This is a genomic window from Kosakonia sp. YIM B13571, assembly GCF_042788095.1.
In the GTDB taxonomy this organism is placed as follows: Bacteria; Pseudomonadota; Gammaproteobacteria; order Enterobacterales; family Enterobacteriaceae; genus Kosakonia; species Kosakonia quasisacchari.
Window position 1 is genome coordinate 1 of the sequence record NZ_JBHZPL010000005.1, and the last position, 13625, is coordinate 13625.

Sequence of the window (13625 nt, forward strand, 5' to 3'; positions counted from 1 at the left end):
GTGCAGGAGCAGACGGGGATCTTCGCGGGCAAGGGTGGCTTTGATGTCACGGTGGGCAACCACACGCAACTGGACGGTGCCGTGCTTGCCAGCCGGGCGGACGCCGACAAAAACCGGCTCGATACCGGCACGCTGGGCTTCGCTGATATCAACAACAAAGCGGATTTCAAAACGGAACACCAGGGTGCCGGGTTCAGCACCAGCGGCAGTATGGTCGGCAATGTGCTCGGGAATATGGCCAATGTCATGCTGGCGGGCATGAACGGTAAGGGTCACGCCGAAGGCACCACGCAGTCGGCGGTGGCCGACGGCACGATTGTGATCCGCGACAAGGCTGGCCAGCAGCAGGATGTCGCCACGCTGAGCCGCGATACCGAGCATGCCAACGGCAGCATCGACCCGATCTTCGACAAGGAAAAAGAGCAGCGGCGTCTGCAGACCGCACAGATGATCGGCGAGATCGGCACGCAGGTCGCGGATATTGTGCGGACAGAAGGGGCGATTGCCAAAGAAAGGGCGAAGAACGATCCCGCGGCACTGCAAGCAGCGAAAGAAACGCTTGCGGGTCTGGGCAAACTTAACCCGACGAAAGACGAAATTGCTGACCAGGCGGGAAGAACCGCAGAAGCGCAATACGGTACAGGAAGTACGCTTCAGCGCGGAATAACGGCTGCCACGGCGGCGATACAGGCGCTGGCTGGCGGAGATATTAAAGCCGCGCTCGCGGGAGCCGCTGCGCCGGAAATTGCTTATCTCATCGGGCAGAATGTAAACGATGATGCAGCGAAAGTTATCGCTCACGCCGTGGTTAATGCGGCACTGGCAGCGGCGAGCGGAAAAAACGCAGCCACTGCAGCAGCGGGAGCGGCAACGGGTGAACTGGCCGGGATAATTGCCCTCGACGCGTGGGGCATAAAAGATGTCAGCAAACTGAGTGAGGAACAGAAACAAACTGTTTCAGCGCTGGCGACGCTTGCTTCCGGGCTGGCGGGTGCGTTGGTCGGCGACAGTGGTGCAAATGCTATCGCGGGTGCGCAGGCCGGGAAAACGACGGTTGAGAATAACTTCCTCGGAACAGAAGAAGATCATTTGCATGCTGTACAAAAACATGGTGCGGATGTTCTCTCCTGTAGTGATGCTCCGGCTAGTGACTCCTGTAAGCGTGGGCAGGCAGTTAACAAAGCGATTATTTTAGCTCTGGGGGGTGGGGCTGTAGGTGCTGCGGCGATTGCTGCGTCACCTGCGTTAGTCGCGAGTGCTCAGGCTGCGGCTGCCGCCTGCTCTGCAAACCCTGTTTTGTGTGCTAACCAGGTTTCGATATGGGCTGCAGAAGCTGGCATGGGAGATGCTCTGCCTGCTGGGTTGGGTATATCTCTTGCAGCAGGTAAAGCTGTTAGCCCGGAAGCACTGGACAAACTAGCTGAACTTAGCGCGCTGATGTCAATTGAGAAGCTAACTGGGCAGAAGGTTACCAAAGAAGCGATTAGTACTATTGTCGCTAATTCAGTTGAACATACACCACTTCCCGTCGGTTATGTTGAGGGGGGATCGGTCGGTGCGAAATTTAACTCTACAGGTGGTTTGCCTGAGGGATATCGACGGGTTGTTAATAGCAAAACGGGTATCACGGAAATTTTGGGCTCCGATGGAAAACTGTATTTGGAAACAAGTACAGGGTTGGTTCCTAAGCAGGGCGGTAATTTATCTCAGCTAGTGGAGGCTGAAAGCCAAATTTCTAAGGCTAATAATAGTACGACTCGATTCATTGACGGTGTTACTGTTATAGATATTAGATCAGGTAAGACCTTTGAAGGTACAGTTGACCTCGAACCAACTTTAGAAAGAATCAGTTCTGGAGGCGTTTTTCCCCACAAAAATGATGGATCAATATATAAAAATAAATCTGGAAGTTTGCCTGAAAAACCTGCCGGATATTACACCGAATATGTGCATCCTACACCTGGTATAGACGGACCAGGACCTCAACGAATTGTTGTAGGTAAAGAAGGTGAGATGTATTATACGCCTGATCATTATGAAACATTTATACTCATAAAAAAATAAGGAGAAAATCAATGGCTTTCAAATATTATGAAAATTTCCCCTCATTCAATATTGCTGAGGTTTTTTGTGTAAGAATAGATCCAGATATAAAAGTTGGCTCGGAGTTAATAAAAAGTTTATATTATTCATTATGGTTTCCTGGCTATTTTGGATTTAATTGGGATGCTCTAAATGATTGTTTGAATGATTTCCATTGGATGGATTGTAAAAAAATTGTTCTCATTCACAAACAGATTCCAGATTTGTCTTTTCATGAGGTGAAAATATATCTTGATATTCTCAATGATGCAGTTTTGTCTTGGGAAAATGATGATGCGCATGAATTTGAGGTGTATTTTAAGTTATCAGATAAAAAGCGTGTCGAAGAAATAATTAAAACTTGAAAGTAAACGGAGATGCTTGCACATATACTTTCACGGTAGAGTTTATATTATCTGATATTAATATCCATAGCGTAACAAATGTCTGAAATATGTTTGATTGCAAAGAAAACAGGAACGGAACTTATGATGAAAATTTATACAGGATTAAGGGTGTGATTTATGTTTGGTATTTTTCCAGAAAAAGAAGCTGTAAATGTTGAGGGTGAACTAGTTTTACCAGCGACAATAATAATAAACGACTATAAAGAATCTATGAATATCCCGTTGTCATATTGGACTGTGAATGATTATAAAATAAATTGGCTTATGTCTATTGAACAGGGAATTAAGAATAGAAAGCATGCGGCTTTAGCTGTCACTATGTATGAACCTGATAATACAAGTTTTATATTTACATGGGTTTTATATTTTTGTGGTGCTAATGTTTTTGTACAAAATAAAATATTATTTCTCGATGAATGCAATGCTTTTTCTGCTGAAGAAATAAATGAGTTCATAGAGCCTCGCATTACCCATAATGAAGATGGTATGAAAATCTCAGAATGGAGTACTGATATGGAAAGTGTTATCAAATTTTATGAGAGCCTAAAGAAGTAAACTATGCCAAATGGTGCTCATGCCGGAGATGCGAATGATCTGTCTCAGATAGCTTCAGGCTCGCAAAGTAAGATCGTTATGGAGAATCCGTATGGTTTCGAGCCTTTTAGTTCTGAAATTCAACGAGTATTAGCTACTGATGGTATGGTTTTGGTGACGGGAACCTGGAGTAATCCGGCAATAAGGAATATTGAAAAAATAGCCACAAAAAATGGATTTATATTAACCGAGACAAAATTTTTGCACAATTTAGGTTATACTCAGTCAGATGGCATAACATCAATTAATAATAAAACTGTAACTGAATATAGTTTCAAACGTAAATGAGAGGGTCAGTAATGAATTACAATATCAATATCACTGACGGGTATCCGGCTTTGCTTAACCTGGATAATACTTCTGGGTTGTATTCTTACTTTGCGATAGATCACCTGTGGTGAGACTGACAAAATCGTTGTGAGTGTAGAAAACCTTGAAATAAATGCTGATAAAGATCTTTGGTGTTGTCATGCCATTGCTGAAAATCCTGAAGGAGTCATTGCTAAACTTGCTGACAGGTATGATGGCGAGGATTCAGTAGCATCATTCTTATTGAGAAGGGCGAAAATAGTTGCTGAAGGGGATGTCACATATTGTGTATGTCTCGATAATGGGACAGAAAAAATTTATCACACTCTTTCCATATCTTTTTCTACTGGAAGTAAATATGTTTGGCTATCTGGAAAGAGTTTGGATTACACGGATTCCAATATAGGATTGTATATATTTTTCTCGGGTAGTTTAAGTCTTCAGTTCGAAGACCGAGATGTTCTATTGCAGATGCAAGATTTTAAAAGCACTTTCAATATGGAAGAGGTTAAAATAATTAATAAATCACAAAGGATATTCAATAAACAAAGAGATACGCTCATTGAACATGATGTCTTTAATAATATAAAATCGCCTTTCTTTGATTTCGATTTTCTTATGAGATATTTTGAGCATACAGAATATGTCAATATAGCATTGAGAGATTTTTCAGGGCGATCTTAGTTAGAGTGCACCTTTAAAAGGAAGTGTAAAATGGAGAGATATTTATTAGATATCACCGATAGTTATGAACGGTTTATCTGTATGAGCAGTGATGTCGGATTACGGCACTACATTACCTTTCCTGAAATATCTTCATGGGGGAATGAGCAATTTGTTATAACTCTAAAGAATATTGAAATAAATATGTCTGAAGATATTTGGTTTTCTCCAATTTTAAATCAGAATCCAAATAGCATAATAGCTTCATTGTTAAAAAAAGTGGATATTAGTGAGCCGGAGTGCATCTTAACTGTAGTATTAAAACGTGCAAGGGTCCTGATGGACAAAAGATGTGTCTTTATGTTGTTGGAAAAAGGAGGGGAAAAACATTATCACTCTGATGATTGTGGTTTTGATGTCGGTGATAAATACATTTTACTTGCTGGAAGAAGTGCAGATTACCATGATACCATGCTATGGTTAAGAATTATTGCTACAGGGAAATTATTCCTGGAATTCGATGAGTTTGATATAGTGGCTCAGTCCATCGAACTTAACAACAACATATCTATTGAGTCTGCGAAAGCATTAAATAAAGTACAGGAGTTATTTATAGATCTCAAAAAAAGAGATTTTAATGCGTTACATTTAAATGGTGTGCAAAGCCCTTTCCATGATCACTCATACTTTTTTCGTTATTTTAATTATAGCGAAAATAATAATATGGCGATTAAGCCTTATAATGCAAAAGAATAATTGGAAATAAAATTCCGTAATTAAAAAACAGCATTTAAACGTCTACAAAACTGTTGTTCATGAATCCAGGCGCAAAGCACTGGAACCTATGCAGCAACCGGTGAACGGTTTGGAATAATTGCCCTCGATGCGTGGGGCATAAAAGATGTCAGCAAACTGAGTGAGGAAGAGAAACAAACAGTGTCAGCACTGGCGACACTGGCGACACTGGCCTTGCTGACGGGCTGATGGGAGATAACAGTGCGAGTGTGATAGCTGCGGCACAAGCGGGTAAGACAACTGCTGAGAATAATGTTCTGAGTACCAACCAACTGAGTGGGTTTGCCGAGAGAGCCAGAATCTGCCAGGGAGCTAGTTGCGAAGCCGTTATTAGAGACATGATCACGCTCAATGCAGAGCAGCAGGTCGATATAGCAACCCTTTGCACAACGGCCCCGAAGCAATGCAAGGAGAAGTTTGGCTATCTGGTTGAGCAGTGGCCAGCATTCGACGCAATGATCAAACATATGGCTGCGGATGGCACGTTACCCGATGATTTCAGGGATGCTCTGACACCTATGTATGCCCAAGGCATTGAAGCCCAGGGCATTTTAGCGAATTCTGGCTGGACTGAACGGTTTGAAGCCATGGGGGCTAATAAGGAAGTTGCACAGGCCATGGCGGCGACTCTGCCATTATTAATTGGCGGGGCTAAAGGCGCTAGAGGTTCGAAAAACCCAACAACGGGTAATAGTTCGGCAACTCCTGAAGTTACAACCCCCGGGGGCGTTGGCGCAACGGTGAATTCTGCGAAGCCTGTATGGTTGCAGGATCTTCAGGCTGGTAATAAGTTTAACTTAGAGCAGTATAAAAATTATCCATACAAAGAACTGTATGTGAACAAACCCAACGGAAACGGTTATTATCGTCTAGATTCGTATAACCCAACTACAGGTGAGATAGTGTCACGTAAGTTCACACAATTTGCTGATATCAAAGAGGCGACGGCGACCAGTTACATTCGGGAAGCTGTGAATAAGTATCCTGTAGGCGCGACCATTGCTAAAGTCCTATCAAGTGGGGCATTGGCTGGTGATACGCTGCGTGGGACTAATATTTTAGAAGTTCCTCCTCAGGTAAAACCCATTCCACAAGCGGTTTTGAACGCAGCAGATAAGGCTGGAGTGGTAATACGTGATACAAATGGGAAAGTTTATCAATGAAGCAAGATGTGTTTTATTGTAAATCATGGTTTAGGGCAAAAAACAAACCAATAGATATATGGTTAGAAAAGAAAGCATATAAAAAACATATTGCTGGTGAGTCTTATACCGCACTCATTGGTTCAGATTCTACACCATCATGTTTTATTGAAGTAATGAAAAACAAAGGATGGGTTGGGGTAAGTTTTCTAAATGAAAACTTACAAGAGTATTTGCTATATAATTTTAAAATAATTGATGACGATCGTTTGTTTTTATCAATGGCTATTTATCGAGAGTTTGCTGAGCGTGATGGAGAAGGTGCAGGTATATTGAATGTGTTGCATGGTACAACATATATTTTTAACGAAGATGGTAGCACTGTAGTAAGAGAAGAACAGTTCCATCCCTATAAACTAGAAGAGAGTCAAACAATGGTCGATGTGGCAGGGAATTATGATACATTCCCCGATTTTGGTGAGTATGATTCTTTGATCCGAAAGGAAAGGTAAGAAATCGCTACTCTTTAAAAGAATCTCAAATTATTATGGAGGTTTTTACTATTATCCAGGTGGGCTTTCCCGGCTTGATAAATTACAGTTTTAACGTATGCATCTCTGCCCATTCTGAATCGCCATTGGTTTAACAGACACCTCAGTGTCATTTCAGATGACTTAAAGAGAGGTGTCTGTGAGCAGTAAACGTTACTCCGAAGAGTTTAAAGTTGAATCGATAAAGTCGGTTGTTGATCGCGGCTAAGCCATTGCACCTGTCTTGAAAGGATGTTTTTTAAAAGTATCTCCATAAGCAATACGTCAAAACGATCCCATCAGGTTTTGCTTTAGGTGAACATAGAGAAAAAATGAATGGTTTGCCTGCTCAGAGACTTTTTTCATTGGGCCTTCTGATAAAGCAACAGTATTCCAGAAAATATTTATGATTGGGAATGAATCCGAAAATTTATCACTATCATTTCCAAAAATGGAGTTAAGAAATAATGTTTATTGAAAGTAGTCCTGATGAATTAGAGCTTCTGGCTTTTTTTGAGAGTACCCCCTGTTTGCTTGGATAAAGATGCTGGTAGCTTTTTATATGAATATAGTGACGGCTATGGCTGTTGCGTTAAATTTTCATACAGTATCATTGCCGGTTGGATTCAATATAACCTTAGAAGTGGTCAGCACGAAAATGTCCACAGTTATATTGAGCGCGTGAGCTCATTTTCGATAAGGAATGACAAATCGGGAGAGTATTTATAAGTTGAAAGCCGCCATAGAGAATTTCTTACCAGAATAGAAGTGCGTATAAGGCCCCATGTGGTAGTCAACAGTAGTGTGCTAATTATGTAATTTGAAATAAGTCGCAATAAATAATGAGTAAACGTAAATACTGTTATGCCATGCAAGAGCGGAAAGCGAAACCAACATTATTAATGGTTCGAAAGTGTCTGGATTATCCCATGGCAATTCACTGACTCTTCAAATATATATTCCAGTCTTCAAGGGAGCTATCACTATATTTACTTACCAAATAAACAGCGAGAGACCAATAAGAGGGGGCTTTATAATACTCTGAGAGTGACCCTGACCCAAAATCCCTCTCTCTGCATTTCACCACCGCCACATCAGCAACACCGTTAAATGTACCTACTCTCCCCCGTCATTTTCCCTACACAGAACCGGCATACAGTAGCGCGATCTGTCATGAGGGAAACCACCAATGAAGCTTGTAAAACTCGCCGAAACCTGGATAGACCCCAGCGTGCGCATACGCGAATGCAAAATTGGCCAGCAGTGTGAAGTGTTGGCCAACAGCCTGATGGAGTACACCTCGCTGGGGGATTTCTCCTATCTGGGGGAATATTGCACCGTCGCCGATGCGCAGATCGGTAAATTTGTGGCGATTGCCAACAACGTGCGTATCGGCGCGCCCAATCATCCGATGGAACGCCCGTCCCAACATCGCATCACCTACTGCCCGGAGTATTACTCTGCCAGCGCCACGCGCGATCACGACTTTTTTGTGCGCCGCCGTGGCGACAGCGTCATCATTGGCAATGATGTTTGGATCGGCCATGCGGCCATTGTGTTGCCTGGCGTGACTGTGGGCGACGGCGCGGTGATTGCCGCCGGTGCGGTGGTGAGTAAAAATGTCCCTCCTTACACTATCGTCGGCGGTGTCCCGGCAAAAACGATCCGCTTGCGCTTCGCGCCGCACATCGGGCATCAGTTGCAGCAGATTGCCTGGTGGGACTGGCCGCTGGAAACCATCATCGAGCGGCTGGCTGATTTTCAGGATGAACGAATCGACGCATTTTGCGAGAAGTGGAGTAAGCCGTAACTGCGCTAGCGGTGCTCTCGTGCGCAGAGTGCGATCAATATTCCCGCCACTGCTGCGCCGCACAGCAGATGAAACACGGTTGACCACGCGGTTAAATCCGGCTTCGCGCCCAGCAGCACGGAAATGATCGCGAGCATCATCGCCCCGGCGATGTACTGGCTGGTAATCATCAGCGCACTGGCGCGACCCTGCTGGTGCGCTGGTACTGCCGTTAACCCCACGGCAAACATTGCTGGGTAAACCAGCCCGTGGCCAATACCGCTCAGCGCAATGCCGAGCATAAACGCGGGTTAGAGCGGCGCTTCCAGCGAAATGGCAAGCAGCCACAGGCCAAGCGCAGCGCTGGCAAATCCCGCCATCAGCACTTTTGCGCTGGCATAACGCGCCGTTAGCCGGGTGTAGAGCGCGTTGCCCGTGACAATCAGCAGCGCCAGCGGCGTGAACAGCAGCCCGGTGGTGACGGCATCCAGCTGTAATGTCTGTTGCCACAACAGTGTCATGGCGTAGAACTGGCTACCGACGCTCGCCATATAACAGGCGCTGCTCAGCCAGCCACTTTGCAAGCCAGGCAGGTTGCGCAAAGCATGCGATAACAGCGGCTGCGGGGCAACGCGTTCATGCAAAATAAACAGCAGCAACATCGCCGCCGCCAACCGGTTGGCGACAAAATCTGCTGCGCCCGTTTCGCCATAGCGCATTAACGCCCATACCAGCGCGCCGGCGGCCGTGCAGCCAACCAGCGCACCAATGCCGGAGCGCTGCGTTTCACTTTGCGGGATCAGATGTTGAAAATCGCGCTTCACCCACCACAGCGCCAGCAAACCTGGCGGCAGGTTGATAAAGAAGATTGCCCGCCAGCTTAGCGTTGTCAGTACGCCGCCGAGCGCCACGCCTGCCACCAGCCCGAATGCGCCAATCGCGCTCCAGATTGCCAGTGCGCGGTGGTGCGATTCACCGTGAAAGTGTTGCCCGATCAGCGCCAGCACAGCTGGTTGCAGCAGCGCGGCGGCGATGCCTTGCCCGGCGCGGGCAATCAGCAACAGTTCGCCACTGTGTGCCAGCCCGCCGAGGGTGGATGCCAGTAAAAACAGCGCCATACCAATGCTGAAAATGCGCCGTGCACCAAAGCGATCGCACAGGTTTCCGCCCAGCAACAGCAGCGCGGCGAAGGTCAGGCCGTATAGCGACACCACCCCCTGCATCGCGCTAAGCGAGAGTTGTAAATCATGCGCCAGCGTCGGCAGTGCAACGTAGACAATGGCGTAATCCAGCGCGATCAGCGCCTGGGCGATGCCGGGGGCCAGTAGCGCAACATAGCGCGTTGAAGTGCGCGCAGTCAGTGTGTTGAGTTGCGTCATGAGGTTTTCCTGTTAATCTGCGAAAGATGAATAGCATTCATGGTTATTCCCGTTGAATAACAGGCTACGCTTTGTTTTGTAGGTCAGGCAAAGTCATATTTTTCAGCAAAGGATGAGTTAAATTCAGCTATGCGTACACGCCGTTTACCGCCGCTTTCCGCTATTCGCGCTTTTGATGCCGTTGCCCGCCATGCCAGTTTTAAAGCGGCGGCGGAAGAGATTGGCGTGACGCCAACGGCAATCAGTCATCAGATCCGTGTGCTGGAAGCGTCTTTGAATCAACGGCTGTTTAACCGTTCGGCGCGCAGTGTCACGTTAACGGCTGCCGGAGAGATCCTGTTTCGCGCGTCGGGAAATATGTTTGCCACGCTACGCGAAGCGGTGGACGCCATCGACAGCGCCAGTCAGCCGGGAGCTTTGACCTTAAGCACCACCTCCAACTTCCTGACCAACTGGCTGGTACCGCGCCTTCCTTCGCTGCATCAACAGCATCCTGAACTGGAGCTGCGTCTGCACAGCAGCACCGACTTGGTGGATGTGCGCGGTGCAATGGCAGACTGCGCGATCCGTTACAGCATGCAGGCCGACGACACGCTGGATAACACGTTGTTGTATCGCGATCGCTTTGTATTGGTTGCCAGCCCGCAACTTGCGCTGAAGCGCCCGCAAGATCTGGTGGGTTTAACGCTGTTTCATATCGAAAACCGCCATGTCCCGACGCCGGAACCGGACTGGCAGCACTGGCAAGCGGCGTTTGGCCCGGCAGGTTTATCGGTGCAATCCGGTATTCGATTTGACGATGAGACGCACGCGATTCAGGCGGCGATAGCCGGACAGGGCGTGCTGCTCGCCAGCGAGTTACTGATCCAGAATGCGTTGGCACAGAAGCTGTTGCGCATCGCGTTGCCCGGCAAATTACCCGGCGGGAATTATTACTTTGTGACCAGCCGCGAGAAAGCGGAGCGGCAAGATGTGCAGCAGTTTAAACAGTGGTTGCTGGGGGAGTTTGCTGCCCTGAGCATTTCGGCAGAACGCTAAATGAATGCTGTAAACACCTATAAAAAAGCCAGGTTTCCCTGGCTTTCGCTTATTTAATTACTGGAAAACTCAGTTAAACCGGCGAGCGATATCCGCGACACGTTGGCCGAATTTCACTGCGGTATCCAGATCGCCAGAGGCGATTTGGTCTGCGCCCGCGTCGGATGGAGACTGCACCAGCAGACCAACGGAGCCGCCGAGGTTGTTGATGTCCTGGCGCGTCGCGGCCAGTGTGTTAGCGGGCAGCAGACCGAGGCTTACCCAGATGCCGCCGTGCTGTGAGGCCAGTGTTTGCAGGTATTGCAGCGACACTTGTTTGTCGCCGTTCAGGCTGGCGCTGTTGCTAAAACCGGCGAAAACTTTGTCCTGCCAGGCGCGGGTGAACCATGCTTTTGAGCTGGCGTCGGCGAATTTTTTAAATTGCCACGGCACGCTGCCCATATAGGTTGGTGCGCCGAAAATGATCGCTTTTGCGTCATTCAGCAGCTGCCAGTCGCTCTCCTGAATATCGCCGTTGTTATCAATGACGATAAGCTGTGCGTTAGCGCCTTCGGCCACTTTTTCCGCCACCGCTTTGGTATGGCCGTAGCCGGAATAATAGATCACAACAGTAGACATAGTTTTCCCCTATCGAAGAGAGATGTCGTGCAAACCAATTTGCACGATCGCCATTATTTTTCTTTCCCGGCAAACAGGGTGTATTTCCCCGCGCCCAGAAACATAATGCTTAAACCACCCAGGAAATAGAGCGCTTCGCTTTCCAGGCCCCATGCGCCAACATCGGTCAGGGTAAAGAATTTCCCCATGCCGACCAGCAACGTGGCGACCAGAATATTGAAGGCGTAAATAAATGCCGCCTGGCGAGTAAACAGACCAATAATAATCAGCACTGGCGTAATGATTTCGCCAATGAATACGCCGTAAGCAATAAAGCCTGGCAAGCCCTGCGCCATCAACATGCCGGAAATCCAGCCGATGCCATGTTGCACTTTAGCCACGCCGTGGAACAGCATCAGCACACCAAATGTCAGGCGTAACAGCAGCTTGCCAAATTCCGGGTGTGTGGTGAGACTGAGAAATGCATTGTTCAGCCGAGTAATCATCCTTTTATCCCTTAACTATTTCGCAGGAGACCTTTTGCCATTTCTGGCACCTTGGTATCAAATAGAAACTTAGGCTTTGAGTTATACACATCCCGTTCCGGTTGCGGAAGAAGGCACCCAAAGGGCACTACGTTTCCTCAAGGAAACCTACTACGAGAGTTTGTCGTTATGATTAAGCCGTCCATTCCTTACGATATCTACGATAACCGCTGCCCGACGCGCGATATGCTGGCGCGACTGGCGGACAAATGGGCGCTGCTGGTGCTGGCGCGGCTGGAAAATGGCCCAGTGCGCTTTAATGGCCTGAAACGCGATATCCGCATGATCACCCAAAAGGTGTTAACCCAGACGCTGCGCAAACTTGAGCGTGACGGCATTATCGCCCGTCAGGTGTTTTACACCGTGCCGGTGTCGGTAGAGTACAGCCTGACGCCGCTTGGACGCACGCTGACAGAAACCGTTTCCGTGCTAACGCACTGGGTGGAGCACAATATGGATGCGGTGGTGGCCGCGCAGATGGCGTATGACGAGGCGAAGCAGGCCAAAGTAAAAGAACCCACCGCGTAGGGTGGGTTCCTGGGGCTTATTGCAGATGGGTACGCAGTTCGTGAGCGGCCTGCGATAACGCGGTGCGCACAGTTGGTTCTTCACTCAACGCGTTTAGCAGACCGTAGTCGTGGATCATGCCGTTATAGCGGGTGACCGTCACCGGCACGCCTGCGGCATCCAGCTTACGACCAAACGCTTCACCTTCATCGCGCAGCACATCCAGCTCGGCGGTTTGAATCAGCGTTGGCGGCAGGCCTTTCAACTGTGCGCTGCTGGCTTCCAGCGGGGAAGCGAGGATGTTGCGGCGGTCGCTCTCTTTGGTGGTGTAGTTGTCCCAGAACCATTTCATCATGTTTTTGCTGAGGAAATAGCCGTTGGAAAACTGGTTATAGGAGCCGGTTTCAAAGCGCGCATCGGTGACCGGCCAGAACATCACCTGATAACGAATCGCAGGTGTGTGGCGCTCTTTGGCCTGCAAGGCAACGGCGGCGACCATATTGCCGCCCACGCTGTTACCGGCCAGCGCCAGGCGTGAACCATCAACGCCAATCTCTTTGCCGTGCTCGGCAACCCAGCGGGTCGCTTCATACGCCTGATTAATCGCCACCGGAAAGTGCGCTTCCGGCGATGGCGTGTAGTTGACAAACACCGCCGCCGCGCCGGATCCATTCACCAGATCGCGCACCAAACGTTCATGAGTTGGGTAGTCGCCCAGCACCCAGCCACCACCGTGGAAAAACATAAACACCGGCAAGGTTCCGGTTGCGCCTTGTGGTTTAACGATGGTCAGTTTCAGCGGCTGGCCGTTAACGGTGATAGTTTTTTCCGAGACATCGGCTGGCGGCAGTTTCGCGCCCTGCTGTGCGACAATCAGCACCTGGCGGGCATCGTGCGGGGAAAGTTGTTCAATCGGTTTACCGCCGCTGCTGTTCAGCGCGGAAAGAAATTTTGCTACACCCGTTGTCGGTATTGGCGCATCGGCGGCCCAGGCGGTGGAAACGCTGGAGGCAACTAAACTCATGGCAATCAGTAATGAACGTGACATCTTATCTCCCTTGCGATTGTATCGCGCGCTATTTAGTTGGTTATGTTAGAGGCCGTTGTGTTCGGCTGTGAGGTGTAATTTAAATAGTGCGCTATTTGATTGCAAGCTAAATTTATAAAATTAATGTGCAACTACGTTTTACTGATTGATTTTATAAAGATTAAATTTGCAGGCAGACCCGTGTAAGACGTTGAGGATCG

At 48.0% G+C, this 13625-nt stretch carries 17 protein-coding genes; 12 read left to right on the top strand and 5 right to left on the bottom strand.

Going from position 1 to position 13625, the window contains the following annotated elements; translation table 11 throughout:
- From ACFX4O_RS13930 to ACFX4O_RS13975, 10 genes are all read left to right on the top strand, one after another.
- Positions 1–2064, top strand: a 2064-nt coding sequence (locus ACFX4O_RS13930) for a VENN motif pre-toxin domain-containing protein (protein ID WP_380208886.1), incomplete at its 5' end; no start/stop codon positions are given.
- A gap of 11 nt (positions 2065–2075) precedes the next feature.
- The gene (locus ACFX4O_RS13935; protein ID WP_380208887.1) at positions 2076–2447 is read left to right on the top strand and encodes a barstar family protein; all 372 of its coding nucleotides are present in this window, start codon (positions 2076–2078) and stop codon (positions 2445–2447) included.
- Positions 2448–2606: 159 nt separating this feature from the next.
- Positions 2607–3044 (top strand): hypothetical protein, encoded by a 438-nt coding sequence (locus tag ACFX4O_RS13940; protein ID WP_380208889.1) that lies wholly within the window; start codon positions 2607–2609, stop codon positions 3042–3044.
- 3 nt (positions 3045–3047) lie between these two features.
- Complete coding sequence (locus ACFX4O_RS13945) at positions 3048–3371, top strand: hypothetical protein (protein WP_380208891.1); 324 nt, start codon at positions 3048–3050, stop codon at positions 3369–3371.
- Positions 3372–3500: 129 nt separating this feature from the next.
- A complete protein-coding gene (locus ACFX4O_RS13950; RefSeq protein ID WP_380208893.1) occupies positions 3501–4076 on the top strand; it encodes a hypothetical protein in 576 nt (191 codons plus the stop codon).
- 30 nt (positions 4077–4106) lie between these two features.
- Positions 4107–4811 carry a hypothetical protein gene (locus ACFX4O_RS13955; protein WP_380208895.1) on the top strand — a complete coding sequence of 235 codons (705 nt, stop codon included), beginning with the start codon at positions 4107–4109 and terminating at the stop codon, positions 4809–4811.
- A gap of 156 nt (positions 4812–4967) precedes the next feature.
- Entirely contained in the window at positions 4968–5039 is a 72-nt protein-coding gene (locus tag ACFX4O_RS13960; RefSeq protein ID WP_380209217.1) for a VENN motif pre-toxin domain-containing protein, read from the top strand.
- On the top strand, positions 5039–6013 hold the full coding sequence (locus tag ACFX4O_RS13965; RefSeq protein WP_380208897.1) for a hypothetical protein: 975 nt from the start codon (positions 5039–5041) through the stop codon (positions 6011–6013). Before ACFX4O_RS13960 ends, ACFX4O_RS13965 begins: the two co-directional genes overlap by 1 nt.
- Complete coding sequence (locus ACFX4O_RS13970; RefSeq protein ID WP_131412829.1) at positions 6010–6504, top strand: lytic transglycosylase; 495 nt, start codon at positions 6010–6012, stop codon at positions 6502–6504. Before ACFX4O_RS13965 ends, ACFX4O_RS13970 begins: the two co-directional genes overlap by 4 nt.
- 1207 nt (positions 6505–7711) lie before the next feature.
- Entirely contained in the window at positions 7712–8332 is a 621-nt protein-coding gene (locus ACFX4O_RS13975; protein WP_380208899.1) for a DapH/DapD/GlmU-related protein, read from the top strand.
- A 5-nt stretch (positions 8333–8337) separates the two neighbouring features.
- On the opposite strand, the gene ACFX4O_RS13980 is transcribed toward ACFX4O_RS13975, so the two are convergent.
- Positions 8338–8613: a hypothetical protein gene (locus tag ACFX4O_RS13980; RefSeq protein ID WP_380208900.1), complete on the bottom strand. Its 276-nt coding sequence runs from the start codon at positions 8611–8613 to the stop codon at positions 8338–8340.
- A 9-nt stretch (positions 8614–8622) separates the two neighbouring features.
- Positions 8623–9690: an MFS transporter gene (locus ACFX4O_RS13985; RefSeq protein ID WP_380208902.1), complete on the bottom strand. Its 1068-nt coding sequence runs from the start codon at positions 9688–9690 to the stop codon at positions 8623–8625.
- A 129-nt stretch (positions 9691–9819) separates the two neighbouring features.
- Here ACFX4O_RS13985 and ACFX4O_RS13990 point away from each other — a divergent pair, with 129 nt between their 5' ends.
- Positions 9820–10728, top strand: a complete 909-nt coding sequence (locus ACFX4O_RS13990) for a LysR substrate-binding domain-containing protein (protein ID WP_380208904.1) — start codon at positions 9820–9822, stop codon at positions 10726–10728.
- A 69-nt stretch (positions 10729–10797) separates the two neighbouring features.
- On the opposite strand, the gene ACFX4O_RS13995 is transcribed toward ACFX4O_RS13990, so the two are convergent.
- Positions 10798–11346 (bottom strand): flavodoxin family protein, encoded by a 549-nt coding sequence (locus ACFX4O_RS13995; protein ID WP_200553286.1) that lies wholly within the window; start codon positions 11344–11346, stop codon positions 10798–10800.
- A gap of 53 nt (positions 11347–11399) precedes the next feature.
- Positions 11400–11831 carry a DoxX family protein gene (locus ACFX4O_RS14000; protein WP_380208906.1) on the bottom strand — a complete coding sequence of 144 codons (432 nt, stop codon included), beginning with the start codon at positions 11829–11831 and terminating at the stop codon, positions 11400–11402.
- A gap of 168 nt (positions 11832–11999) precedes the next feature.
- On the opposite strand from ACFX4O_RS14000, the gene ACFX4O_RS14005 reads away from it, so the two are divergent.
- Positions 12000–12398 carry a winged helix-turn-helix transcriptional regulator gene (locus tag ACFX4O_RS14005; protein ID WP_380208908.1) on the top strand — a complete coding sequence of 133 codons (399 nt, stop codon included), beginning with the start codon at positions 12000–12002 and terminating at the stop codon, positions 12396–12398.
- A gap of 16 nt (positions 12399–12414) precedes the next feature.
- Here the strand turns inward: ACFX4O_RS14005 and ACFX4O_RS14010 are convergent, their stop codons facing one another.
- Positions 12415–13425 carry an alpha/beta hydrolase gene (locus ACFX4O_RS14010; RefSeq protein ID WP_380208910.1) on the bottom strand — a complete coding sequence of 337 codons (1011 nt, stop codon included), beginning with the start codon at positions 13423–13425 and terminating at the stop codon, positions 12415–12417.
- Between the last annotated feature and the right edge of the window lie 200 nt (positions 13426–13625).

Coding starts and splice junctions, on each gene's coding strand:
- ACFX4O_RS13990 (WP_380208904.1), top strand. CDS start 9,820: ATGCGTACACGCCGTTTACCGCCGCTTTCCGCTATTCGCGCTTTTGAT.
- ACFX4O_RS13935 (WP_380208887.1), top strand. CDS start 2,076: ATGGCTTTCAAATATTATGAAAATTTCCCCTCATTCAATATTGCTGAG.
- ACFX4O_RS13945 (WP_380208891.1), top strand. CDS start 3,048: ATGCCAAATGGTGCTCATGCCGGAGATGCGAATGATCTGTCTCAGATA.
- ACFX4O_RS13980 (WP_380208900.1), bottom strand. CDS start 8,613: ATGCTCGGCATTGCGCTGAGCGGTATTGGCCACGGGCTGGTTTACCCA.
- ACFX4O_RS14000 (WP_380208906.1), bottom strand. CDS start 11,831: ATGATTACTCGGCTGAACAATGCATTTCTCAGTCTCACCACACACCCG.
- ACFX4O_RS13975 (WP_380208899.1), top strand. CDS start 7,712: ATGAAGCTTGTAAAACTCGCCGAAACCTGGATAGACCCCAGCGTGCGC.
- ACFX4O_RS13985 (WP_380208902.1), bottom strand. CDS start 9,690: ATGACGCAACTCAACACACTGACTGCGCGCACTTCAACGCGCTATGTT.
- ACFX4O_RS13955 (WP_380208895.1), top strand. CDS start 4,107: ATGGAGAGATATTTATTAGATATCACCGATAGTTATGAACGGTTTATC.
- ACFX4O_RS14010 (WP_380208910.1), bottom strand. CDS start 13,425: ATGTCACGTTCATTACTGATTGCCATGAGTTTAGTTGCCTCCAGCGTT.
- ACFX4O_RS13940 (WP_380208889.1), top strand. CDS start 2,607: ATGTTTGGTATTTTTCCAGAAAAAGAAGCTGTAAATGTTGAGGGTGAA.
- ACFX4O_RS13965 (WP_380208897.1), top strand. CDS start 5,039: ATGGGAGATAACAGTGCGAGTGTGATAGCTGCGGCACAAGCGGGTAAG.
- ACFX4O_RS14005 (WP_380208908.1), top strand. CDS start 12,000: ATGATTAAGCCGTCCATTCCTTACGATATCTACGATAACCGCTGCCCG.
- ACFX4O_RS13970 (WP_131412829.1), top strand. CDS start 6,010: ATGAAGCAAGATGTGTTTTATTGTAAATCATGGTTTAGGGCAAAAAAC.
- ACFX4O_RS13995 (WP_200553286.1), bottom strand. CDS start 11,346: ATGTCTACTGTTGTGATCTATTATTCCGGCTACGGCCATACCAAAGCG.